The sequence below is a fragment of the Vibrio sp. 10N.261.54.A5 genome, from assembly GCF_041471145.1.
Taxonomy (GTDB): Bacteria; Pseudomonadota; Gammaproteobacteria; order Enterobacterales; family Vibrionaceae; genus Vibrio; species Vibrio crassostreae_C.
The window spans coordinates 17,125-41,273 of record NZ_JBFRNU010000043.1 but is presented as its reverse complement, the minus strand read 5'-3'; the positions used below and the strand labels follow the sequence as shown (position 1 = coordinate 41,273).

Here is a 24,149-nt window from a genome sequence, read left to right as displayed (position 1 = left end):
AATTCATTGTTTGAAGTGTGTATTTTAGATACAAAAACGGCCACATTACGTGGCCATTCTGTTTGAATGATTTTGAATTAAACGAATATCGAAGCTATGTTTTTTGCTGTGGCTTTTGCTGTAGCCTCAGCTTTATGCACCGTTATCTTCTTTCTCTTCTTTGAGATCAGCAAGCTGTTGTTCCAGTTCAATAAGCTTAATTTCCGCCTCTACTTCCGCAACTCGCTTTTCTGCATCAGTGCGATTGTCTTGCGCTAGACCATCAGCAGTAACTTGGGTTCGTTGTGCGTTTCTTGCATCGTCCGTATCTTTCATTGAACCCGCAACACCACCGGTCACACCACCTAATGCAGCGCCCTTAACGGCTAAACTCGCATCTCCAGTTAGAGCGCCGGCTGTTGCTCCTAATAAAGCACCACCTACCGCACCACGATTACGTGCGGCATTCTCATTTTCGTTATCCATTGCTGGTGATGCGCAACCAGAAAGAGTCACAATCAGTGTCGCTAAAAGAAAAGGTTTAGTGAATTTCATAGGAGTCTCGCTTAGTTCTTCGTTTTGAGTAGAACCATCTTAAGCAGAGCCGTTAATGAGATAAATAAAGCCACGTTTAGACGATACATCATGTTCAGCTATGTATTATTCAGCCATCGCATAACTGATTAATGATATATAGCTTTGAGCTCGCTTTATCCTCACCAACAAAAAAGGCGACCAATAAGGTCGCCTCAATCGCGCTTTCTCTATAATTCTTGCCTTTCACATATCTCTTAGCCTTTAGACCAAAAGTTTTGCATGTTTGCTACGCTAGGTGGTGGCCTAACACCACAATCTCGATAATGATTTTTATCGCCGATCCCCAGTATCTTGCCATTTTCGTCATCAATCATAGCCGCAACTTTAACACCGTCTCCCACATGGCGAGTTAACACGACAATTTCACCAGCTCTTTCAGACCTTACTGCGCCTAAGATTTGATATTCGTAGCGGCCTTTCCTTGAATTAACGATCATCTTCGAGTTAATAGGGTCGGCTTCATATCCCACACCAATATCAAAAACCGCTTGATAGAGATCGACGCCAGTCTTTGATACACATTTAAATATCTTGGGATGACTCAATGGCTCTAACAACGCTCTACTCGCTTCATCCTTTGAAATACTGGCACTAGCAGCACCACTGACCAGTAAAGCAATCAACAAAAAGTAAGCTCGCATAAAAAGACCTCAATATGTGGGATTCATAATGAGGTCATAGTAAACGCAATGGATAAGCGGATGAATAAAGTAGAGTTTAGGTAAACTATCACGCTGGGTTATGCATTAATCAACAAGCCAAAGATGATATTACCTAAACTGCGACGTCTATTTACCGAGCTTTTCAGCAATTTCAGTTAAGCTGGTAGGGTCGTCAATCGTCGAAGGCACCACATATTGTTCACCTTCTGCGATCTGTCGTATGGTTCTGCGCAAAATCTTACCGGAGCGCGTCTTAGGTAATCTCTCAACAACCAAGGCTTGCTTAAAACACGCGACCGCGCCAATCTCATTGCGAACCTTGCCAACCAACTCCGCTTGTAACTCAATGCCATCAACTTTTACGCCATCTTTTAACACAACTAGACCTAATGGAAGTTGTCCTTTTAAGTCATCGTGAATACCGACTACCGCGCATTCTGCAATGGCTGGGTGACCACCCACGATCTCTTCCATTTCTCCCGTCGACAGACGGTGTCCCGCTACGTTTATCACATCGTCGATACGGCCCATGATAAATAGATACCCATCTTCATCAAGATAGCCACCGTCCCCAGAAACATAATAGCCTGGGAATTGGCTCAGATAGCCAGATTCAAATCGATCATGATTACGCCAAACCGTTGGCAGACAACCGGGTGGTAGTGGACGTTTGAGTGCAACAAAGCCTTGCTGATTAGGCTGTGCCGTTTCACCCAATTCATTGAGGATCTCCACTTGGTAACCGGGTACTGGCTTGGTTGAAGAACCCGCTTTTACAGGCAAAGATTCAAGCCCTGTTGGATTGGCAGAAATAGCCCAACCCGTTTCGGTTTGCCACCAGTGGTCGATAACCGGTTTATTGGTATGAGACTCGACCCAATCCAATGTTGGCGGGTCTAAGCGCTCGCCAGCCATGAAAATCGACTTGAGCGATGATAAGTCATACTTGGTGAGCAACTCGCCTTCAGGATCTTCTTTCTTAATGGCTCTAAACGCTGTTGGCGCAGAAAATAACACATCGACGTTGTACTCTTCACACACACGCCAGAATGCCCCCGGATCTGGCGTTCTAACTGGCTTTCCTTCAAACAAGATGGTTGTGCAACCATGAATCAATGGCGCATACACAATATAGGAATGCCCCACTACCCAGCCGACATCAGAAGCCGCCCAAAACACACCATCTTGCGGCATATCGTAGATAGTGCTCATCGAGTATTTCATCGCGACCGCATGACCACCATTATCGCGCACCACGCCTTTTGGCTTACCCGTCGTCCCTGATGTATACAAGATATATAGTGGGTCAGTCGCTAGAACAGGCACACATACGTGAGGCAAAGCATCCTCAACAGCTTGCTGCCAAAGTACATCACGTTCGTTGTTCAATTCGGCTAGAGACTGCTCTCTTTGGAATACCACCACTTTCTCAGGCTTCCATCGGCTGTCCATGATCGCTCGATCAACCATCGGCTTATATGGCAGGACTTTATTTATCTCGACACCGCAGGATGCAGTAATCAACACCTTGGGCTCGGCATCTTCAATTCGAACGGCAAGCTCATGAGGGGCAAAACCACCAAACACCACCGAATGCACCGCACCTAGTCGTGCACAGGCCAACATTGCCATCGCCGCTTCAGGAATCATTGGCATGTAGATCACCACACGATCACCTTTGGTAACGCCTTGCGTGGCTAACATACCAGCGACTTTAGCCACTTGGTTACGCAATTGATTGTAAGTGTACGAGGATTGAGTTCCTGTAACTGGAGAGTCGTAAATCAGTGCGGTATTGTCACCTCGCCCATTTTCACAATGATAATCCAGCGCGAGCCAGCAGGTGTTCATCACCCCATCAGGAAACCAACGCTCAATTCCGTTATCGTCAGTTTGTAATATCGTTTTTGGTGGTTCAAACCAATCTATCGCTTGTGATTGTGTTTCCCAAAACGAATTTGGGTCTTCCCTCGCCCATTGATACTCGGTGATGTAATCTGTTTTTCTAGTCATTCGATTCGTAGCAGACATAGTGCCTCCTCCATGATTTATCCATTAGTCCAAGCGACTAGCTTTTAACAGTTTCACTTGGGTGCACTCTTTTCTCAGCGTTGTATTCGTGAACATTTAACCGTTCACGACAATCGCTTTACTTGGGAAAAGGCACACGAATGGCACCTTCCATGATCACTCGGGCACTACGACTCATAATCGCCCTCTCTATTTTCCACCCACTTTCGGCCTGCAGCGCTTTCGCACCTACCTTTAAGGTTCCTGACGGGTGTCCAAAGGTCACGAAATCACGACTTCCCTCACCGGCTGCCAAGTTCACTAAGGTGCCAGGAACACTTGCCGCTGAAGCAATAGCAACCGCAGCCGTACCCATCATGGCATGATGCAGTTGCCCCATAGACAAAGCACGCACCAGAAGGTCAGTATCTTCGACAGAAACCGATTTACCACTGGAAGCTTGGTACGCTTGAGGCTTAGCAACAAACGCGACTTTAGGTGTATGTTGACGTGATTCAGCTTGTTCTAAAGAATCAATAAGACCCATTGCTACTGCACCATGTGCTCGTATGGATTCAAACAGAGCCAAGGCTTTGGTATCACTATTGATATCTGATTGAAGTTCAGTGCCTTGGTAGCCAACCGATTCAGCATCAACAAAAATGGTGGGTATCCCAGCATTAATGTATGTCGCTTTGATGCAACCCAGATCGGGAACATCTAAAAAATCGACAACATTCCCTGTTGGGAACATAGAGCCACTCGCATCGGCGGGGTCTAGGAAATCAACTTGGATCTCAGCGGCGGGGAAAGTCACACCGTCGAGTTCAAAATCACCTAACTCTTGAACTTCGCCACCAGCGATAGGTACATGAACAATAATGGTTTTCTCTATGTTCACTTGCCATACTCGCACCTCGACCACACCGTTTTCTGGAATACGATTCGAGTCGACTAGGCCACTATGAATAGCAAATGGGCCCACTGCAGCAGACAGATTGCCGCAGTTACCACTCCAGTCCACAAACGGCTTATCAATGGCAACTTGGCCGAATAGGTAGTCAACATCGTGATCGGCTTTACTACTTTTCGAAACAATCACGGTTTTACTGGTACTGGATGTTGCACCACCCATACCATCGGTTTGTTTGCCATAAGGATCTGGACTACCAATCACGCGCAGAAGTAATGCGTCTCGAGCTTCTCCGGCAACTTGCGCAGCTTCAGGTAAGTCACTTAAGTTGAAAAAAACGCCTTTGCTTGTTCCGCCCCGCATGTAGGTAGCAGGTACTTTTATCTGTTTGATGTTCATAACTAGCTCCTACTGTGAAAGAAAGTCTTTGGCAAAACGCTGCAACACACCACCAGCGCTATACACATTCACTTCATCTGCGGTATCTAATCGACAGGTTACTGGCACATCAAGCTTTTCACCGCTTTTACGAGTGATCACTAAAGCCAAGTCTGAACCTGCTTCAATGTCGCCGTACACGTCGTAAAGCTCGGTACCGTCCAATTCTAAGGTATTGCGATTGGTCCCCGCTTTGAATTGCAGAGGCAACACGCCCATGCCAACCAAGTTGGTTCTGTGAATTCGTTCAAACCCTTCAGCAACAATCACTTCAACACCCGCTAAACGCACACCTTTGGCTGCCCAATCACGTGATGAACCTTGTCCATAATCGGCACCAGCAACGACAATCAAGGGTTGTTTACGATTCATGTAAGTTTCTATCGCTTCCCACATTCGCGTAACTTGACCTTCAGGTTCAACTCTTGCTAATGAACCTTGCACGACTTCTCCAGCGTACTTCACCATTTCGTTAAACAGCTTAGGGTTGGCGAATGTTGCTCGTTGCGCGGTTAAGTGATCGCCTCGATGGGTCGCGTAAGAGTTAAAGTCCTCTTCCGGCACTTCCATTTTGGTGAGGTATTCCCCCGCAGCGCTCGAAGCGAGAATCGCATTTGAAGGGGATAAGTGATCTGTGGTGATGTTGTCACCCAAAATCGCTAAAGGTCTCATACCAGATAGGCTTCGCTCTCCCGCCAGAGCTCCTTCCCAATAAGGTGGTCTGCGAATATAGGTACTTTGAGGTCGCCAGTCATAAAGCGGTTCAGTAGTCACCTGTTCCTCGTCTGGCTGGAACATTTTCACGTAGATTTGTTGGAATTGCTGAGGCTTAACATGTTCACCGACCACTGCATCGATCTCTGCATCACTCGGCCACAAGTCACTTAAATAGATCGATTTTCCGTTGCTGTCTGTACCTAAGCTGTCTTTTTCGATATCAAAGCGAATCGTACCAGCTAAGGCATAAGCGACGACCAATGGCGGTGATGCTAAAAACGCTTGTTTGGCATAAGGGTGAATTCGACCATCGAAGTTTCGATTCCCCGATAGCACAGCGGTTGAATATAGGTCACGGTCGATGATCTCTTGTTGAATTTTAGGATCCAACGCACCACTCATTCCATTACAGGTTGTGCACGCATAACCGACGATACCGAAGCCTAGTTTTTCCAGTTCAGGCAACAAACCGGCGGACTCAAGATAAAGCTTGGCAACTTTTGAGCCTGGCGCGAATGACGTTTTTACCCATGGCTTACGAACTAATCCAAGCTGATTGGCCTTCTTCGCAACCAATGCTGCGGCGACGACATTTCTTGGGTTACTGGTATTGGTACAAGAAGTAATCGCCGCAATGATCACGGCACCATCTGGCATTTGTTCATCAGAATATTGTTCAGCGTGTTGCTCTTTCCAAGAAGCTTGGCTGATGCCTTGTTTGGCAAGTTCGCTGGTTGGTAAACGACGATGTGGATTGGATGGCCCTGCAAGGTTGCGCTCAACTTTAGACAAATCAAACTCAAGCACACGTTCGTATTGAGCGGAATCTAAATCATCGGCCCATAAGCCAGTTTGCTTAGCGTATAGCTCAACTAACTCAACCTGTTCAGGCTCGCGTCCTGTCAGCTTTAGGTATTGTATGGTCTGTTCATCGATATAGAACATACCTGCTGTCGCGCCGTATTCTGGTGTCATATTCGATATAGTGGCGCGGTCGCCAATGGTCAGTGCACGAGCCCCTTCACCAAAGAACTCTAGATAACTGGAAACCACTCTCTGATTGCGAAGAAACTCTGTAATCGCAAGCACAATATCCGTTGCGGTTATCCCTTCTTGTCGTTGACCCGTCAGTTTAACGCCTACAATATCAGGCAATCGCATCATAGACGGACGACCGAGCATCACAGTCTCAGCTTCCAAACCACCTACACCTATTGCAATAACACCCAGAGCGTCAACATGAGGAGTATGACTGTCGGTGCCGACACAGGTATCAGGAAACGCGATTCCTTCTTTAGATTGAATCACTGGAGACATTTTCTCCAAGTTAATCTGGTGCATAATTCCATTACCCGCAGGTATCACACTCACGTTTTTAAACGCGATTTTACACCAGTCAATAAAATGAAAACGATCTTCGTTTCTGCGTTCTTCAATCGCACGGTTTTTATCAAAGGCTTCACTATCAAAGCCTGCATGTTCCACAGCTAAAGAGTGATCAACAATCAGCTGGGTTTCGACAACGGGGTTCACCTTGGCAGGGTCTCCGCCTTGGTCGGCAATCGCGTCTCTTAATCCAGCCAAATCTACTAGGGCTGTTTGACCAAGAATGTCATGACACACCACTCGCGCAGGATACCAAGGAAAATCTAAGTCGCTCTTGCGTTCAATGATCTGTTTTAAGCTGTCTTCAAGGGTTTCAGGATCACAGCGTCTTACTAATTGCTCTGCCAACACTCGCGACGTATAAGGCAAGGTTTTATAAGCGCCCGGGGATATTACTTCTACCGCTTCGCAAGCGTCGAAATATTCTAAGCCCGTTCCCGGTAGAACCTTTCGATACTTGTTTTCATCAAGATCTTGGTTTCTTTCAAGTTTTACATCAGACATACATCCACCATTATCTGTTAAATTCTATTCGTTGGTTCTCGAGGCCTTATCACAAGAAGAGAAAAGTCACCTCGATATATAAGTCGGCTCGATATAGAGGACTAACGTAGATGAATAGGCAGCCAGTCTTGATGTTCTGGGCCGGTGTAGTCTGCACTTGGACGAATAATTCGATTGTTTTCTCTTTGCTCGAATACGTGTGCCGTCCAACCCGTAAGGCGGCTCATCACGAAGATAGGAGTAAACAATTGGGTTGGGATGTCCATGAAGTGATAAGCCGATGCATGGAAGAAGTCAGCATTACAGAACAAGCCTTTCTCGCGCTTCATTACCGCTTCAACACGTTCTGAAACGGCGTAAAGCTGTTCATCTCCCACCTCTTGAGCTAACTCTTTTGACCAACGCTTGATTAGCGCATTTCGGGGGTCGCTCTCACGGTAAATGGCATGACCGAAGCCCATGATTTTGTCTTTGTTAGCAAGCATCTGCATGATGTTAGTTTCTGCTTCATCAGCGGTTTGCCAATCTTGGATCATTTCCATCGCCGCTTCATTTGCACCACCATGTAAAGGACCTCTCAACGTACCAATCGCTGCGGTGACACAAGAGTGGATATCTGACAGTGTGGATGCACACACACGAGCGGCAAAGGTTGAAGCATTAAACTCATGTTCTGCGTAAAGGGTTAGCGAGCAGTGCATCACCTTCTTATGAAGTTCACTAGGTGTTTTATCCGTTAGCATTTTCAAGAAGTAGCCACCCAGACAGGCTTCACTTTGATCTTCAGTATCAATTCGCACGCCATCATGGCTAAAGCGGTACCAATAACAAATAATGGCAGGGAAAAGCGCGAGCATTCGTTCAGTCGCAGGCAGTTGCTCGGAGAAGTCAGACTCTTGCTCTAGATTACCTAGCATTGAACAGCCCGTTCTCATCACATCCATTGGATGAGCGTCTGCAGGGATCAGTTCTAAGGCCGCTTTCAAAGGTTGAGGCAAGCCGCGCAGACCAACTAACAATATTTTGTAATCATCGAGCTCTTTTTCAGTGGGTAAGTGACCTCTTAGTAGCAGATGCGCCACTTCTTCGAACTGAGCATGATTAGCAAGGTCGGTTATGTCATAGCCACGGTAGGTCAAACCCGTTCCTGACTGGCCTACCGTACATAGCGCCGTAGTTCCCGCACTTTGGCCACGTAGACCAGCACCACCTATTGCAGGTGCGCTTACTGGTGTACTTGCTGTTTTTGCGCTTTGTTGTTGGTTTTCTGTTGAAGCCTTATCGACAGCTGCTTTATCACTCAAAGATACAGACATGGTGAACTCCTTTTCTGTGTTAGCCGCCTGCACTCTTTGGTGCTGCCTGTTTATGTGTCCGATGATCTTTATCATCGGTACTGGATATGGCGACTAACCATTTCACGTTATTGGATTAAGTTGATTTTTGATTAATTGAAACTGGTTTACCCTTCACTTGAAAACAACTGATCAAGCTTGTTCTCGTAGTCGTGGTAATTAAGGTGTTCGTAAAGCTCTTTACGGGTTTGCATTGAATCCAACAGAGCTTCCTGATTGCCTTCAACTAACAAGTGCTTGTAAACATTCTCAGCCGCTTTATTCATCGCACGGAACGCACTCAATGGGTAAAGCACCATGTCGACACTCGATTGCGCTAACTCATTACAGTTGTAAAGTGGCGTTTGCCCGAATTCAGTTATGTTCGCGAGAATAGGCACATGCTTACCCGTTGCTGATTTCAAAGCTGCCGAGAACTTCACGTATTGGTCGAGTTGATTCATCGCCTCAGGGAAGATCATGTCTGCGCCCGCTTCAACACAAGCTATCGCTCGCTCAATTGCGCTATCAATGCCTTCAACCGCCAATGCATCCGTACGCGCCATAATCACAAAGCTGTCATCGGTTCTAGCATCGGTTGCCGCTTTGACTCTATCGACCATCTCTTGCTGACTTACAATCGCTTTATTTGGTCGATGACCACAGCGTTTCTGGGCCACTTGGTCTTCCATATGGATTGCTGCTGCGCCTGCCTTCTCCATAGCACGAATGGTACGTGCAATATTGAATGCGCCACCAAATCCCGTATCGATATCCACCAGCAATGGCAGATCACACGCGTTGGTAATACGTTCAACATCCACCAACACATCGTTCAATGTCGTAATACCTAAATCAGGCAAACCATAAGACGCATTGGCGATACCTCCACCCGACAAATAGATCGCCTGATGCCCTAAGTTCTTTGCCATCATCGCGCAATACGGATTCACCGTACCGACGATCTGCAATGGCTCGTTGTCTTGCACAGCTTGTCGGAACTTAGCTCCTGCTGATAACTTCATAATGACGCTCCCGGTTAATTGTTTATTTCTAGCTAATCTTTAAGACTTACGGCTTTTGATTATCGCCAGCACTGATCTGCTGACAGGTTCCAATGGTCGCTTAATCAAGATCTTTGGATTGAATTTGTTGTTCTATAAGCAATCGACTACCCGAGATGTGTCGTCGCATTAGCATTTCTGCTAGCTCTTCATCACGATTACGAATCGCTTGTAGGATGTATTTGTGTTCATCGAGCGCCTCTTTTGGTCGAGACTGAGCCCTAGGCGATTGATAGCGATACATGCGTAATAGGTGATAAAGCTCATCACACAGCAGCGAAATGAGTTTGCTGTTACGACTCGCTTTGATAATGCGGTAATGGAAATCAAAATCCCCATGTTGATGAAAGTAAGAAGAACCTTCGACTTCATCGATGTGCTTTGAGTGTGTCGACAATAATCCTTCAAGCCCGATAAGCTCTTCTTGTGTAATATGTCGCGCTGCTAAGCGAGCCGCCATGCCTTCCAATGCCTCTCGCACCGCGTAAAGCTCTAGCAGTTTGTCTGCAGAAAAAGTAATAACTCGCGCACCAACATGTGGAATACGTTCTATCAGGCCAAGTCCTTCCACACGCATTATCGCTTCACGTAATGGACCTCGACTTACCTCGAAGCGTTTAGCCAGTTCAGGCTCCGAGATCTTACTGCCCGGTGCTAATTCACCGTTAACAATCGCCTCAACGAGGTACTCAGTCAGATTTTCCGACTTGGTGTTTTCTTTGTCGCTCACACGTGTTTTCGTGTTTGCACTTAAGGTGAGATCTTTTATCGCAGTATTCATATTCACGCTGCTCACTTCTGATTGCTGAACCTTAATTGTCAACAATTCCATAACATGAACATAAAATACACGATTAAATTGTCGACAATCAAGCAAATTGTCGACAATTTAGACTAAGGTAGTACTTTCTATAGGCGATAAAAACTTACTTAAAAGGACACTAAAAACAATTCAACCACTTGTTATTTATCGATTTAAGCAAAGAAAGAGCCGCTAAACCCTTCCCTACCCTGAAATCACTCGAAACCAATGTGTCGACAACTTATAGACAGACTTGACAAACGCAGAGCACTTTGTGTCGATCTACCTGTTCACCGATAAACAGATATAAAAAAGGCGCACTCATGTGCGCCTTTCATTCATAGACCCCGTTCTAACAAGCCACCTTTACTCAAGCAATCTGACGAGTAACATCTAGGTATTTGCTGATATCAACGAAATCAATTTGTTCCGGCTTCAGATACTCTTCTGCATAACGCAGGTGAGTGCCGCTGGTTAAGAACAATCTAAACAGTTCGATATCGAGATGCTCGTCCAATGCCATTTTATACATGATGTCGACAGCAACACTGATTGGCTTAGCCTTCTTATAAGGCCTATCTGCAGCGGTTAATGCCTCAAAAATATCAGAGATCACCAGAATACGTTCTGGGATTGAGAGGTCATCACCAGTCAGCTTCCTTGGATACCCTGTACCTTTAAGTGTTTCATGGTGAGTTGAAGCGTAGCGAGGAACACGACTTAGCTCTTTCGGGAATGGCAGGTTCTCAAGCATCTTAATCGTGCCAAGCATGTGCTCGTTTATCTTAAATCTATCTTCAGCAGTCAATGTACCGCGTGCAATACTCAGATTGTAGACTTCGCCTAGGTTGTATAAGTGCTCAGGCACATCCATTTTAATTTGATGTTTCGGGTCAAATTCTAACGGCCTATCTCTTTTCACTATGTGCTCTGGCTTATCACTCAAAAGTGGTTCTGTGGCTGGTAAACTTGAACTCGGCTCTCGATTCATTGCCTCTATCGGTGATAGACCAAGTTGATCATCAAAGTGACGCGTCCAGGTCGTCTCAGCTATCGAGCGAATACGAGTGACTTTGTCATCACTCATGAACTCACCACCAACGTTCGACGTAGCGATAAAGGCAAAGTCATCTTGTAGCTGCTGCTTCGTTGCCGTAAGTTCATCGGCTATCAGTTGCGTTGATAGCGTACCATCAAGTTGTTTTCTCAAAGCGGTGATTTCCGCATCACGCCAAAGTACTTCAAATCGAGTTCTCACCTCGTGGATTCGGTTGTAGTTCGCTTCTAACTTCGTACCTTTATCGACGATGTGTTCCGGTGTCGTGATCTTGCCACAATCATGAAGCCAAGCCGCAATTCTAAACTCACGGCGTTCGTCATCATTTTTAAACTCAAAGTCTTTGAAGTGCTCAGACTGCGATTGTTCCGCCGCGTCAGCCAGCATCAAGCCGAGTTCTGGTACACGATTACAATGCCCTGCCGTATAAGCGGACTTATCATCGATCGCTTGAGCGATGAGCTTGATAAACGACTCAACAAACGCCTCTTGCATCTGTTCATGTCGTTTAATCTCCATAGCCATATCTTTTACAGCAACAGATAATTCCCACACTTCTTTGATTCGAGTATCAAGAATTGTCACGTTGTCATAATCACGCAGCTTAACCTTATGAGTCTCTTCCTCTAATTGGCGAATTGGATGCACTATCGGCGCACCAAAAGCCCAAGCAATAGGCAACGTCAAACTCATCAGTAACACCGTTACACCAACAGAGGTTGCTAGACGTTTATTGACTGTACTGAAGACTTCAGATTCGGGAATCAATACCGCAAAATACTCAGAGTAGTGTTCGCCCGTGTCTATTTTCTTTAAATAGAGATGTTTGATCTCGCCATTCAACTCTACCCTTACCATACTGCCTTCAACCGTTGCTTCCTTAGTCAAATCATAAAGTTCAGTATAAGGAACCGTCGTATTCGTATTAAAGCCGGTATCATGCAGCCACTTTTTCGCTAAGGCATCAAGTTGTTCACCACTTAACTTACTGATAGCTTGATCAATGATTGGGAGCAATTGTTTATGCTTGCTCTGCAGCACCAAATGGAATTGGTTTGAGTAGTTCTGTTTTAGATCTTCTAGAGTCCCATTGACAACAAGGCCTGGCTGGAAAAACCTATCTAATGCAAACGAGAGTACGGGTTCTGCTTCTAAGAAAGCAAAGTTCTCTTCGCTTTCAATTGAATTAAATGCAGACTCTAGGTTTTCAAATTCAACTAAATCAATGTTCGGAAAATCCTCTCTCAACTTAGGAATAATTGACCACCCAGATAAAATGGCAACTTTTTTACCCTCAAGCTCGGCATAATTAGTGACAACCTTCGCGCCGACCCTTGTCACGATAGAAAATGGCAATTCATAAATTGGAGTCGTGTATAGGCCATCTATGCCATTATTTTTATAATGTTGAACCGATTGCAGGCCATCAATACTTCCTTCTTGAAACTTACTGACAAGCTCGCCCCAAGAGAAACCATTAACAAATTCAAACCTGATCCCTGTCATCTCACCAATCATTTTAAGAAGGTCTATCGCATAGCCGTTTGGTTTTCCCGCCACTGAAAAGTCCATCGGCCCCCAATCATTTTGATTAGACACTAACAGCGGAGGGGTATCGTTAACCAAGGCTTGCTGCTCAGACGATAGCATCAATGTTGATACATCAAACTCCGATTCCTGATTATTAACCTTGAGGTTAGACGCAATAATGTTACCCGATTTCGAATATAAGAAAGACTCAACCTTACTATCTTCTGCTAATCCAAGCGCCGTACCTGATAATTTGTTAGCCAAAGAAGACAGCACAATATCAATACCAATCACATGTTGAATTTCAGATTCGATTTTCGACTCAAACGCTAAAGAATAAGTTTGTCCGGTAATTTGTAAATGCTGAAAAAGATATGGCTGAGTTTTTTCGACCGACAGAACATTGGCAGCAACATACCAAGGCCTGGTCGTTGGAAAGTAGTTGCTCTGCTCCGTAGTTGAGCTTCTGAGGGAAAACTCTTGGTCAAAGTATTTCGTTGTCCGGACTCGCTCCTGCCCTATATTTTGAATCTCAACCACAACCCAACGATCCGTTTGTTGTGCTCCTATTTTTTCTCTAACGACAGGGGCAGATTCTAGGTTAATAATTTGGAAGAAATTTTCATCGGATGAGCCAATGTAAATACTATAAAAGAAAGGGTTATCTTTAATGGCTTCAGAAAGAATACTACGCGACTCTTCTTTCGATATTTTGTTACTGATAGATCGTTTCACTGTAGCAAGTAAACGCGCGGTGTTGGCTGCGTCAGAGTCAATCGCGCTGATATAATCACTCAGGTCATGAGATACCATCGTCAACTTTGACAGAGTATTCTCCGTCGCCATTTTTTTACTGAAGTAGTATTGAAGAGAGACCGCAACCACAGCCGTTAGCACAGTCGCGAGTATGAACATTGTTCCAACGGTAAAGCGTAACGAAATTTTTTTTAATGCCATTATTTCATCCTTGAATAATCGCCAACTCCAAAGTTAACAGCCTAGCGCAATCAATACCGCTTAAGTTGCATATCAACTATAGTAACTCATTATTCCACATCTAAAATCTAACACCTCTATACACCTGACTCTTTTGCAGAAATAGTTATCGTAGTCACATCTAACAATATAGACCAACAACCAATGCACTCGAGTAGAAAACGCTAGTTAAATCCAAACTTTGTCAATAAATTCAATCATTCTGAGACAATAACTACGATTTTAGAATCCAGATATCATTCAACAGTAAATGGACAAAAACACGTTACCGTGAACTTTATGAACAATATTAATCCAATGTTCTTTATTCTCAATATCGCCGCATTACAGACATTTCATTAACACACCGTTAACTTTAGCTTCATCTGCTAAGCAATATCCTACTCATCTGTTTAGTAGCTGGAAATAAAACATAAGTTTCTCTCCGTTGAAGAGATCCCCTACATAAGGAACGTGAACCATGTTCAAGGCACTGAAACCTACTCTTGCGGCTTCTATCATCGCAGCAACCTTTTCTTTCAACACTTTTGCTGCTGACGTAGAAAAAATCCACTTCCTAATCCCTGGCGGCGCTGGTGGTGGTTGGGATATGACAGCTCGTGGTACGGGTGATGTATTGGTGAAATCAGACATCGTAGAAAATGTCTCTTTCCAAAACCTGTCTGGTGGCGGTGGCGGTAAAGCGATTGCTCACCTAATCGAAACAGCACAACGCCAAGAAGACACGCTAATGGTGAACTCAACGCCTATCGTTGTTCGTTCACTAACAGGTATCTTCCCTCAATCTTTCCGTGACCTAACTCCGGTAGCAGCAACCATTGCCGATTACGGCGCAATCGTCGCTCCTGCGGATTCTAAGTACGACACTTGGGAAGACGTCGTTAAAGAGTTCGAAACCAACCCACGTAAAGTGAAGATTGCTGGCGGTTCAGCTCGTGGCAGCATGGACCACCTTGTAGTAGCGGCAGCGTTCAAAGGCGAAGGTTTTGATGCGAAGAAAGTACGTTACATTGCCTACGATGCTGGCGGTAAAGCGATGGCGGCACTGCTTTCTGGCGAAACACAGCTGCTTTCAACGGGCCTTGGTGAAGTACTAGAGATGTCTAAGTCTGGCCAAGTAAAAGTGCTTGCTGTGACGGCTCCAAAGCGTCTTGACGCTGCGCCTAACATCCCAACACTGACTGAATACGGCAACGAGACAGTATTTGCTAACTGGCGTGGTTTCTTTGCGGCACCGGGTACAAGCCAAGCAAAAATCGACGAGTGGAATGTAGCGCTTGGCAAAATGTACAAAACCGATGAGTGGCAAGTGGTTCGTGACCGTAACGGTTGGATCGACAACTACAAAGCTGACAAAGATTTTTACGCCTTCCTAGAAGACCAAGAAAAACAGATGGGCGATCTAATGCGTGAGCTTGGTTTCTTGAAGTAACCAACAACCATAGAGGGCTTATGTGCCCTCTTACTCTTTCCTGTTTCGCCGTGCATGAGTTAACTTCAAACTCCTTTGTTTATTCGTAGACGTATTACTAACGCTTGCCGATTCGTTGTAAACGCAAGTGGCTGATAAACCAGTACCGTAATTCGCTTACCTTTGGTTAGTGATCCCAGACATTTCATTGACTCGCTCATGTACGGCTTTTTTACTTTTTATACCACCCCAAATGGAGTTGGATATGTCGGACTTACCAACCAAATTTCTGAGTAAGGAATCTTTGCTTTCGAAGGATCGCATCGGAGCCATGCTCTTTATGCTTGCATGTTTATGCTATGGCTACCAAACCACGCTGATTCCTTTGTTCCCCGGTGACGAGTACGAACCCTTCACAGCAAGAACCTTACCTATCCTGCTAACGTTTATCGGCATTGGCCTTTCGTTGATCCTGCTTATAACCGGACAGCCGGATAAAAAAGTTACATGCGACACTACGCCGCTGAACTGGAAACTGCTTATTGGCTTCTTGGTGTTAATGGCTCTGTACGGTGTTGGACTGACTTATCTTGGCTTTGTTTTAGCAACCAGCTTCTTCTTACTTGCAGGCTTTTACCTACTGGGTGAGCGCCGCAAAGCTGTCTTATTTGGCGCGTCGTTTCCTTTCGTTATCGCGTTCTTTCTTTTATTAACTCAAGGCTTAGATATCTACCTAGAGCCTGGTTTAATCTTCACTCTTTGGTAGGGATAACATTATGTTAGACGGAATTTTACAAGGACTTTCTACCGCCGTGATGCCAATGAACATCATGATGGTAATTGTTGGCTGTTTTGTTGGTACCTTTATTGGAATGCTACCGGGACTCGGTCCAATTTCAGCAATCGCGTTGATGATCCCGATTACATACGGCCTAGATCCTTCTTCTGGCCTAATCTTGATGGCTGGTGTGTACTACGGCGCTGTATTTGGTGGCTCGACGTCATCCATCTTAATCAATGCTCCGGGTTGTTCTTCAACGGTAGTAACCGCGTTTGACGGCTACCCGATGGCTCAAAAAGGCCAAGCAGGTAAAGCACTTGCTCTCGCGGCTTACTCTTCTTTCACAGGCGGTACGCTTTCAGCAATCATGCTTTTGATTGCCGCACCGGCTCTAGCAAGCGTGTCACTGAGCTTCCAGTCTTCAGACTACTTTGCGTTGATGCTATTAGGTTTGTCCGCTGTAGCGGCGTTTGCAGGCCCAGGTCAGGTAATCAAAGCGTGGATGATGACTATTCTTGGTTTGATGCTATCAACTGTAGGTATCGACAAAGGTGTTGGCGTTGAACGGTTCACTTTTGGCCTTACGGATCTGATGGATGGCTTTAGCTTCCTATTATTAGCGATGGCAACATTCGCACTGGGTGAAACCTTGATGGGTATTCTAAAACCAGAGCAAGACACCAGCGCGGAAGAAAGCCAAAAGATGTCGGATATTGGTAGCATGAAGGTCACCAAAAAAGAGTTCAAAGAAGTGGCACCAGTTTCAATTCGATCTTCTATTCTCGGTTTCTTTACCGGTGTTCTACCGGGCGCAGGTGCCACTATTGCGGCATTCCTAAGTTACGGTATGGAGCGTAGCCTCGCGCCAAAAGACAAGCAGAAAGAGTTCGGTAAAGGCAGTATCCGTGGTCTTGTTGCTCCTGAATCAGCAAACAACGCCGCTTCAAGTGGTTCATTCGTTCCGCTACTAACGCTGGGTATTCCGGGCTCTGGTACAACTGCGATTATGCTTGGTGCATTGATTGCCTACGGTATTCAGCCTGGTCCTCGCTTGTTCGTTGAACACCCAGATGTATTTTGGTCAGTGATCATCTCTATGTACTTTGGCAACATCGTACTGGTTATCTTGAACCTGCCTTTAATCCCTTATATTTCTAAACTGCTAGCGGTACCTAGAACGGTTCTACTGCCAATGATTATCTTCTTCTCAATCACTGGCGTGTACTTGGTGTCATTCAACACGATGGACGTATTTGTGATGCTACTGGTAGCGATGGCTGCGATAGCATTAAGGCTAGCCAACTTCCCATTGGCACCATTACTGTTAGGCTTCATATTGGGCGGCTTGATGGAAGAGAACTTAAGACGAGCATTGATGATCAGCGATGGTGAGTTGAACTTCTTATGGGAACGCCCTATTACGATGACCTTCACTATTCTGGCGGTATTGGTGCTGTCTAGCCCGATTCTAGTGAAACTATTTAAGAGTTTTAGAGCGAAGCCAGTAGAAGTGTAAAGCTTTATCGAATCAACTAAACCTCAACGAAAGGAGCCATTGGCTCCTTTTTTCATTTAAAGCCTCAATTAAAACCAGCGGTTAAAGATGGTAGCAAACTCACAAACCTATCTTTACAACACACATGGCGCTGATATTCATAACAAATTCAAGTAAGGTAACCAGTTAGTTAACGTATTGGATTCTAAAACTATGGATTGGTTGATTCTATTCTTATCAGGGGTGGTTGGCGGTGTGCTTAACTCCATTGCGGGTGGCGGCAGCTTCATCACTTTCCCTGCTTTGTTATTTGCTGGCGTTCCACCAATAGCAGCCAACGCGACCAACACCTTTGCTTCATGCGCTGGTTACATCAGTGGTGCTTACGCACTGCGCCACGAAATTCAATCTGGTACCAAACAACTCAAGCTCGTTGTTGGGCTATGCGTAATTGGCGGCGGCATTGGTGCATTTTTACTACTACACACGCCAGAAGCGCTATTTACCCAATCCGTACCTTGGTTATTACTGTTCGCCGCTCTGCTTTTTACCTTTGGTGGCACTCTCAACAAATGGCTAAAGAAAGTAACCGCTAAACATAAGCACGCCACCAGCGCAGGGGCGTTCTTTTCCGCTGTATTGCTTTTGATCGTGTGTGTTTATGGTGGTTATTTTAATGCAGGCTTAGGCATTGTGACATTGAGCTACTTGGCGCTGGCTGGTTACACCAACATCAACGTGATGAATGGCATCAAACTGCTCGTGTCCGCGTGTGCTTCCCTCGCAGCGATCGTATTTTTTATCGTCAATGGTTCAATTGATTGGCCGTCTGGCATGGCTGTATTATTGGGTACATTGGTTGGTGGTTATTATTCAGCAAAAATCTCTCGCCGCATCCCTCAACACTATGTTCGAACCACAGTGATCATCGCGAGCTTTTTGATCACCGCTTACTTTTTCTATAATAACTAGGTTTTATGCTAAGTCGGTTTGACACTAATTAAACCCGAAACTGAATCTAATTCTAACTGGAAAACACAGCGGGAAAGCTGACTCTCGCATTACCTATCTCGCTATTTTATTACTTATAAAATAACCGTGTCGATATGTGTGATACGAGTCCTTTAATTAGTAAATTTGATAACAATTTAGACTGTTTTTTAGCCTTTATTTTTCCAAGGGTGGGATACTTCTCCTGTCGAAAGTGAGACTTCATTAGGAGGCGTTATGAACATTAAACTCGGTCATGTCATGTCATCAAGTCGACTCATTTGCTTTGTCGCTTTTCTTGCTGCCACATTCGCGTGGATCCTAAAAATGCCCGCTCTGTTTTCTGTGTCAGCGCTATTCTTACTTATCAGTGCAATCGTTTATGTCACCGATCTTTGGAAGAATCAAAGAAAGAACCGCGAAGCTTAGCCATTTACGGTTTAAATCGAACGAATTAAAAAAGGAGCTCATAGGCTCCTTTTGTGTTTTTCGCTTATCTAATTAGGCGTACTAATCGTCGACGCCTTCTTATTAACGACGGAAGTTACGACCGTTACCGCCACGGCGCTCTTTAAATGCAGACGCAGCTTTAGCTTGAGAGGCATGGATAGACTCAACCGTTAGTTCCATCGGCTCACGAGGCTCTAGCCCATGGCGGAATGTACGTGAACGCGGAGGCATCTGGTATTCGATGTCCGATGCTTTAGGCATGCGCTTGAAACGGTAAAGGTAGAAGTTTTCAACCTTCTCACGAGCCCATTCGGTTTTCTTCAGGTATTTAACTGCGCTTGCCACTGTAGGCTTAGTGTTAAAGCAGTTCATACGCATTGCCGCATCTAAAATTTCCCAACCATAATGATCCACTAATTCAGTGATCATGGTTTCAAGCTTTAAGCCGTGTAGCGGGTTATTTTGTTGCAGTTCGATTCTTTCTTCTTCAGTCATAACATTACCTTTTTCAAGGCAACTAAAGGCCTTGAATTTACTCTAGAACACCGTCATCACTGACCGCTTCTAGCTCAATCATTTGGGCATTATTTCCATTGCCCTTGTTTATGTCTTTATGATGGCATAAAGCATGTGCGTTATCCTATTTATCTTTTCATTTAATTTTAAAATGGTTATTTAACGTCCAGATCATCATTAACAGCACTTTAGTTAAGCAATAGCGCATACGCTATTAACTGGCAGACGTATTCGATGCTTTACTGAGTAAACGAGCTTATAAACACGCATGGTCAGCATCTAAGGTAATGGACTACATTGAAGCGCATACAGGGTTGATGTTTGATCCAGAGTGCGTCTCTGCGCTGAAGCAAAACCTTGATTACTTCATGTCGATACGAGAGCAATACAGTGATATGCAAAGTCCACAAGCTGCACTCGCTTAACGGGTTGTATTAAATTTGCTGTCTGTGACTCTCTTGCAGAACCAACAAAAAAGGATGCCAGTTGGCATCCTTTTGTTTTCTAGTTTACAGCTAATAAGAACAACAAGGTTCTTAACTGATTCTAACTAACGATTATACGTCGTAAGTTGTAGAAGCAGTATCGCCGCCTGTACCAGTCCAGTTTGTGTGGAAGAATTCACCACGTGGACGGTCAGTACGCTCGTAAGTGTGAGCACCGAAGTAGTCACGTTGAGCTTGAAGCAGGTTCGCTGGTAGACGTGCAGTTGTGTAACCGTCTAGGAAAGATAGCGCAGAAATCGTACATGGCATTGGGATACCAGACTCTAGAGATTTCGCTGCTACTTTACGCCATGCCACTAGGCTGCCTTGTAGGATGTTTTTGAAGTACTCGTCAGAACCTAGGAACGCGATGTCTGGGTTTGCTTCGTACGCATCACGTATGTTGCCTAGGAATGCAGAACGGATGATACAACCACCACGCCACATTAGTGCTACGTTACCGTAGTTTAGGTCCCAGCCGTTTTCGTTCGACGCTTCACGCATTAGCATGAAACCTTGAGCGTAAGAGATGATCTTAGAAGCCAGTAGAGCTTGACGTAGTGCATCAACCCACTCTTGCTTGTCGCCTTCAACTGGAGTGATTGTCTTCTCAAACAAAGCTTCAGCTTCAACACGTTGGTCTTTAAGAGCAGACAGGCAACGAGAGAATACAGACTCAGAGATCAGTGTTAGTGGGATACCTAGGTCTAGTGCGTTGATACCAGTCCACTTACCCGTACCTTTTTGGCCTGCAGTGTCTAGGATCTTCTCAACTAGCGCTTCACCGTCTTCATCTTTATAGCCAAGGATGTCAGCAGTGATTTCAACTAGGTAGCTGTCTAGCTCAGTCTTGTTCCAGTCAGCGAATACTGCTTGCATCTCGTCAGCAGACATACCTAGGCCATCTTTCATGAACTGGTATGCTTCAGTGATAAGCTGCATGTCACCGTATTCGATGCCGTTGTGTACCATCTTAACGAAGTGACCAGCACCGTCGTTACCAACCCAGTCACAGCAAGGCTCACCAGCGTCAGTTTTTGCCGAGATACCTTGGAAGATTGGCTTAACCGCTTCCCAAGCTTCAGCCGCACCACCTGGCATGATTGAAGGACCGAAACGAGCACCTTCTTCACCACCAGATACACCAGTACCGATGAAGTGGATGCCTTTCTCACGACAATGCGCTACACGACGGTTAGTGTCTGGGTAGTTAGTGTTACCACCATCAATGATGATGTCGCCTTCGTCTAGAAGTGGGATTAGGTTTTCGATGAACGTGTCTACAACGTCACCAGCACGAACCATAAGCATCACTTTACGTGGCGCTTCTAGCTTCTCAACTAGCTCTTCTAGAGAGTAAGCACCAACAATGTTAGTACCTTTAGCTGGGCCTTCTAGGAACTCGTCTACTTTAGCAGCAGTACGGTTATGAGCCACAACTTTGAAGCCGTGGTCGTTCATGTTTAGGATAAGGTTCTGACCCATTACTGCTAGGCCAATTACACCGATATCACCTTTCATTATTTTATCTCCTTGCGGCTATTCGCACTTATGCGATAGCACTTGCTGCATTTGAATCTAGGAACCACTCTGTTTCGCCAGTTTTAGACTGGATTTTCGCTGCCGGGTAAGGCAGTTCTGAAGCAGGAGTTGTATGAATTTCTTTAACGATCTCAACTTTACCTGCACCCAGTACTAGGTAGCTGATTCGTTTTGCTGCTTCTAAAACTTTCGCTGTTTTAGAAACACGGATTTGACCAGACTCAGGGTGAGAAGCTAATACAGATAGGTTCTCATCTTGGTAGTTGGTTGCACCTGGGAATAGTGAAGCTGTGTGGCCGTCTGCGCCAACACCAAGCAGAATCCAATCGAATACAGGCGTGCCGTTTTCTGTTGGGATTACGTCTGCCATCTCTTTTGCGAAACGCTCTGCTTCTGCTTTTGGTTCATCTTCACCACGGATGCGGTGGATGTTTTCAGCAGGAAGGTTTACTTGAGTAAACTCTTTTAGTTTTGAAAATAAGAGCGCGTTTGCTTCACCGAAATTGCTTTCAGCGTCGTCTGGTACAACGCAACGTTCGTCGCCCCACCAGAAGTGAAGGTTATTCCATTGAATACCTTCCGCGTATGGCGCCTGTGCTAAAAGTTTGAAAAGCATTTTTGGCGTGCTGCCACCAGACAGTGAAATGTGAACAGGTTTGCCCTGCTCGCTGTATGCTTTCATTTCATTTGCTAGGTTTTCAACAACCAGTTCAGGCGTTGCAAAGATCTTGTGATTGATCATAGTTCGCAGTAATCCGTGTCTGTTAAGTTTTTGCATGGGAAACGCCATGCGCGGCCATCACGTTGCAGAAGTTCATCTGCTTCCTGTGGGCCCCAAGTACCACAAGCATAGCCAAACAGTGCTTGAGGATCTTGCTTGAAGTCTAAGATTGGTTGAACGTACTTCCAACATGCTTCTACCGCATCGGTACGTGCAAACAGAGTCGCATCACCGTTCAGTGCATCAAGAAGAAGACGCTCATAAGCCGTCAGCATCTGAGTTTCAGGCAAGTCAGAGTAAGAGAAGTTCATTTTCACTTCTTTTGCTTTGAAGCCTGCGCCTGGCTCTTTCAAACCAAAGCTCATCTGAATACCTTCATCCGGTTGGATGCGGATAATTAGCTTGTTCTCTGGTGCATCTTGACCAAATACTGGGTGTGGCGTGTTCTTAAAGTGAATCACGATTTCAGTCACACGTGTTGGTAAGCGTTTACCTGTACGTACGTAGAAAGGAACACCATTCCAACGCCAGTTATTGATGTGAGCTTTCAAGCCGATGTAAGTCTCGGTACGAGAATCATCCGCTACACCATGCTCTTCACGGTAACCTAGTAGGTGCTGACCACGAACATCTGATGCTGTGTACTGACCTAATACTAAGTCTTTACGCAGAGCATCTTCTTCTAATGGTTTCAGACACTGAAGCACTTTAACCACTTCATCACGAATAGAATCAGCGTTAATTTGTGCAGGCGGCTCCATACCTACCATCGCTAGCACTTGCAGCAGGTGGTTTTGGAACATGTCGCGAACTGCGCCAGAACCGTCGTAGTATCCGCCACGCTCTTCAACGCCAAGGAACTCAGCACCTGTGATTTCAACGTATTCAATGAAGTTACGGTTCCACAGTGGTTCAAACATCGCGTTTGAGAAACGAAGCACTAGAAGGTTTTGAACCGTCTCTTTACCAAGGTAATGGTCGATACGGTAGATCTGGTGTTCTTGGAAGTGATGATGGATCTCTTCATCCAACGCTTGAGCTGATGCTAAGTCGTAACCAAATGGTTTTTCGATGATCAGACGACGCCAGCCGTTCGATTCATCGTTAAGGCCATGCGCAGCAAGGTTTGCTGGAATCACACCGTATAGGCTTGGCGGGGTTGCCAAGTAGAACAATGTGTTATGGTTTTCGAATTGGTAGTCTTGCTCAAGCTTGTCTAGACGTTGTGCTAAACGAGCATAGTCGTCTACATCTGAAGTATTGATCGCTTGGTAATGCAGATGTTCAATAAATGCATTCAGCGTCTCTGGTTCAGTTTTTTCCATTTCCTGAAGAGACTTCTTCAGCTTCTCACGGTAAGACTCATCGCTGTACTCAGTACGGCTCACTCCAAGAATCGCAAAGGATTCTGGTAGTTGATTGCTAGCATACAGGTGGTATAGAGCAGGAATTAACTTGCGGTAAGTTAGATCTCCCGACGCACCAAAAATAACGATGCTGCTGTTTTCAGGTATTACCATCATCTTTCCTATAAAAACAAGGTTTTTAGTATTCGCCAAAGGTATCAGCGACATACGAAAATAGATAATAGGTCTTAACTATTACATCAATAGTAAGCGCCTATTAAATTTGAGAATGCGTTTGGTAAACGAGGGTGAAAGCTATCACCTCTATTCGGGACAGTATTGTCTATGACTATTTGATTTACATCAACCACTGTGAAAGCAATCGATTAAATATTGACTCATTTCGAACAAATTCTAATCGAT

General features: G+C 45.1%; 18 protein-coding genes and 1 pseudogene. 6 read left to right on the top strand and 13 right to left on the bottom strand.

All coding sequences use genetic code 11. From position 1 onward, the window contains the following. Nucleotides 1-132: 132 nt before the first annotated feature. From AB4329_RS13390 to AB4329_RS13350, 9 genes are all read right to left on the bottom strand, one after another. Nucleotides 133-534 carry a glycine zipper domain-containing protein gene (locus tag AB4329_RS13390; RefSeq protein WP_017062298.1) on the bottom strand — a complete coding sequence of 134 codons (402 nt, stop codon included), beginning with the start codon at nt 532-534 and terminating at the stop codon, nt 133-135. A 236-nt stretch (nt 535-770) separates the two neighbouring features. Beyond that, nucleotides 771-1,217 (bottom strand): hypothetical protein, encoded by a 447-nt coding sequence (locus AB4329_RS13385; protein WP_372138516.1) that lies wholly within the window; start codon nt 1,215-1,217, stop codon nt 771-773. A 147-nt stretch (nt 1,218-1,364) separates the two neighbouring features. After that, nucleotides 1,365-3,269, bottom strand: a complete 1,905-nt coding sequence (locus AB4329_RS13380) for a propionyl-CoA synthetase (protein WP_372138514.1) — start codon at nt 3,267-3,269, stop codon at nt 1,365-1,367. 118 nt (nt 3,270-3,387) lie between these two features. Further along, the gene (gene prpF, locus AB4329_RS13375) at nt 3,388-4,560 is read right to left on the bottom strand and encodes a 2-methylaconitate cis-trans isomerase PrpF (RefSeq protein WP_372138512.1); all 1,173 of its coding nucleotides are present in this window, start codon (nt 4,558-4,560) and stop codon (nt 3,388-3,390) included. 9 nt (nt 4,561-4,569) lie between these two features. Beyond that, nucleotides 4,570-7,206 (bottom strand): Fe/S-dependent 2-methylisocitrate dehydratase AcnD, encoded by a 2,637-nt coding sequence (gene acnD / locus AB4329_RS13370; protein WP_372138510.1) that lies wholly within the window; start codon nt 7,204-7,206, stop codon nt 4,570-4,572. A gap of 101 nt (nt 7,207-7,307) precedes the next feature. Further along, the gene (prpC, locus tag AB4329_RS13365) at nt 7,308-8,522 is read right to left on the bottom strand and encodes a 2-methylcitrate synthase (RefSeq protein WP_065682185.1); all 1,215 of its coding nucleotides are present in this window, start codon (nt 8,520-8,522) and stop codon (nt 7,308-7,310) included. 146 nt (nt 8,523-8,668) lie between these two features. Then, nucleotides 8,669-9,565: a methylisocitrate lyase gene (prpB, locus tag AB4329_RS13360; protein WP_065682186.1), complete on the bottom strand. Its 897-nt coding sequence runs from the start codon at nt 9,563-9,565 to the stop codon at nt 8,669-8,671. Between the two features lie 100 nt (nt 9,566-9,665). After that, nucleotides 9,666-10,385, bottom strand: a complete 720-nt coding sequence (locus tag AB4329_RS13355) for a GntR family transcriptional regulator (RefSeq protein WP_017071741.1) — start codon at nt 10,383-10,385, stop codon at nt 9,666-9,668. A gap of 391 nt (nt 10,386-10,776) precedes the next feature. After that, a complete protein-coding gene (locus AB4329_RS13350) occupies nt 10,777-13,950 on the bottom strand; it encodes an HD domain-containing phosphohydrolase (protein WP_372138508.1) in 3,174 nt (1,057 codons plus the stop codon). 499 nt (nt 13,951-14,449) lie between these two features. On the opposite strand from AB4329_RS13350, the gene AB4329_RS13345 reads away from it, so the two are divergent. From AB4329_RS13345 to AB4329_RS13325, 5 genes are all read left to right on the top strand, one after another. Further along, nucleotides 14,450-15,421, top strand: coding sequence for a tripartite tricarboxylate transporter substrate binding protein (locus tag AB4329_RS13345; protein WP_017062289.1), 972 nt, complete (start codon nt 14,450-14,452; stop codon nt 15,419-15,421). 244 nt (nt 15,422-15,665) lie between these two features. Beyond that, the gene (locus AB4329_RS13340; protein WP_004733594.1) at nt 15,666-16,166 is read left to right on the top strand and encodes a tripartite tricarboxylate transporter TctB family protein; all 501 of its coding nucleotides are present in this window, start codon (nt 15,666-15,668) and stop codon (nt 16,164-16,166) included. A gap of 10 nt (nt 16,167-16,176) precedes the next feature. Then, complete coding sequence (locus AB4329_RS13335) at nt 16,177-17,697, top strand: tripartite tricarboxylate transporter permease (protein ID WP_372138507.1); 1,521 nt, start codon at nt 16,177-16,179, stop codon at nt 17,695-17,697. Between the two features lie 192 nt (nt 17,698-17,889). Then, nucleotides 17,890-18,648 carry a sulfite exporter TauE/SafE family protein gene (locus AB4329_RS13330; protein ID WP_372138506.1) on the top strand — a complete coding sequence of 253 codons (759 nt, stop codon included), beginning with the start codon at nt 17,890-17,892 and terminating at the stop codon, nt 18,646-18,648. Nucleotides 18,649-18,903: 255 nt separating this feature from the next. After that, nucleotides 18,904-19,095: a hypothetical protein gene (locus AB4329_RS13325; protein ID WP_017066914.1), complete on the top strand. Its 192-nt coding sequence runs from the start codon at nt 18,904-18,906 to the stop codon at nt 19,093-19,095. Nucleotides 19,096-19,197: 102 nt separating this feature from the next. Here the strand turns inward: AB4329_RS13325 and AB4329_RS13320 are convergent, their stop codons facing one another. Beyond that, entirely contained in the window at nt 19,198-19,611 is a 414-nt protein-coding gene (locus AB4329_RS13320; RefSeq protein WP_010438513.1) for a VF530 family DNA-binding protein, read from the bottom strand. A 239-nt stretch (nt 19,612-19,850) separates the two neighbouring features. Between AB4329_RS13320 and AB4329_RS13315 the strand changes: the two are divergent. Continuing rightward, nucleotides 19,851-20,057: pseudogene (locus tag AB4329_RS13315) on the top strand (metal-dependent phosphohydrolase); the annotation flags it as partial. Between the two features lie 132 nt (nt 20,058-20,189). Here the strand turns inward: AB4329_RS13315 and gnd are convergent. Genes gnd through zwf form a run of 3 tightly spaced genes read right to left on the bottom strand, consistent with a single transcriptional unit; the run spans nt 20,190 to nt 23,900 of the window. Beyond that, on the bottom strand, nt 20,190-21,638 hold the full coding sequence (gene gnd / locus AB4329_RS13310; RefSeq protein WP_017059712.1) for a decarboxylating NADP(+)-dependent phosphogluconate dehydrogenase: 1,449 nt from the start codon (nt 21,636-21,638) through the stop codon (nt 20,190-20,192). 28 nt (nt 21,639-21,666) lie between these two features. Next, entirely contained in the window at nt 21,667-22,401 is a 735-nt protein-coding gene (gene pgl / locus AB4329_RS13305) for a 6-phosphogluconolactonase (protein WP_017066266.1), read from the bottom strand. Beyond that, nucleotides 22,398-23,900 (bottom strand): glucose-6-phosphate dehydrogenase, encoded by a 1,503-nt coding sequence (zwf, locus tag AB4329_RS13300; RefSeq protein WP_372138526.1) that lies wholly within the window; start codon nt 23,898-23,900, stop codon nt 22,398-22,400. The genes pgl and zwf overlap by 4 nt, the downstream gene beginning before the upstream one ends. Nucleotides 23,901-24,149 lie beyond the last annotated feature (249 nt).

Excerpts from the sequence above, each read along its gene's own strand:
- AB4329_RS13390 (WP_017062298.1), bottom strand. The coding sequence starts at position 534 with ATGAAATTCACTAAACCTTTTCTTTTAGCGACACTGATTGTGACTCTT.
- AB4329_RS13385 (WP_372138516.1), bottom strand. The coding sequence starts at position 1,217 with ATGCGAGCTTACTTTTTGTTGATTGCTTTACTGGTCAGTGGTGCTGCT.
- AB4329_RS13380 (WP_372138514.1), bottom strand. The coding sequence starts at position 3,269 with ATGTCTGCTACGAATCGAATGACTAGAAAAACAGATTACATCACCGAG.
- prpF (WP_372138512.1), bottom strand. The coding sequence starts at position 4,560 with ATGAACATCAAACAGATAAAAGTACCTGCTACCTACATGCGGGGCGGA.
- acnD (WP_372138510.1), bottom strand. The coding sequence starts at position 7,206 with ATGTCTGATGTAAAACTTGAAAGAAACCAAGATCTTGATGAAAACAAG.
- prpC (WP_065682185.1), bottom strand. The coding sequence starts at position 8,522 with ATGTCTGTATCTTTGAGTGATAAAGCAGCTGTCGATAAGGCTTCAACA.
- prpB (WP_065682186.1), bottom strand. The coding sequence starts at position 9,565 with ATGAAGTTATCAGCAGGAGCTAAGTTCCGACAAGCTGTGCAAGACAAC.
- AB4329_RS13355 (WP_017071741.1), bottom strand. The coding sequence starts at position 10,385 with ATGAATACTGCGATAAAAGATCTCACCTTAAGTGCAAACACGAAAACA.
- AB4329_RS13350 (WP_372138508.1), bottom strand. The coding sequence starts at position 13,950 with ATGGCATTAAAAAAAATTTCGTTACGCTTTACCGTTGGAACAATGTTC.
- AB4329_RS13345 (WP_017062289.1), top strand. The coding sequence starts at position 14,450 with ATGTTCAAGGCACTGAAACCTACTCTTGCGGCTTCTATCATCGCAGCA.
- AB4329_RS13340 (WP_004733594.1), top strand. The coding sequence starts at position 15,666 with ATGTCGGACTTACCAACCAAATTTCTGAGTAAGGAATCTTTGCTTTCG.
- AB4329_RS13335 (WP_372138507.1), top strand. The coding sequence starts at position 16,177 with ATGTTAGACGGAATTTTACAAGGACTTTCTACCGCCGTGATGCCAATG.
- AB4329_RS13330 (WP_372138506.1), top strand. The coding sequence starts at position 17,890 with ATGGATTGGTTGATTCTATTCTTATCAGGGGTGGTTGGCGGTGTGCTT.
- AB4329_RS13325 (WP_017066914.1), top strand. The coding sequence starts at position 18,904 with ATGAACATTAAACTCGGTCATGTCATGTCATCAAGTCGACTCATTTGC.
- AB4329_RS13320 (WP_010438513.1), bottom strand. The coding sequence starts at position 19,611 with ATGACTGAAGAAGAAAGAATCGAACTGCAACAAAATAACCCGCTACAC.
- gnd (WP_017059712.1), bottom strand. The coding sequence starts at position 21,638 with ATGAAAGGTGATATCGGTGTAATTGGCCTAGCAGTAATGGGTCAGAAC.
- pgl (WP_017066266.1), bottom strand. The coding sequence starts at position 22,401 with ATGATCAATCACAAGATCTTTGCAACGCCTGAACTGGTTGTTGAAAAC.
- zwf (WP_372138526.1), bottom strand. The coding sequence starts at position 23,900 with ATGGTAATACCTGAAAACAGCAGCATCGTTATTTTTGGTGCGTCGGGA.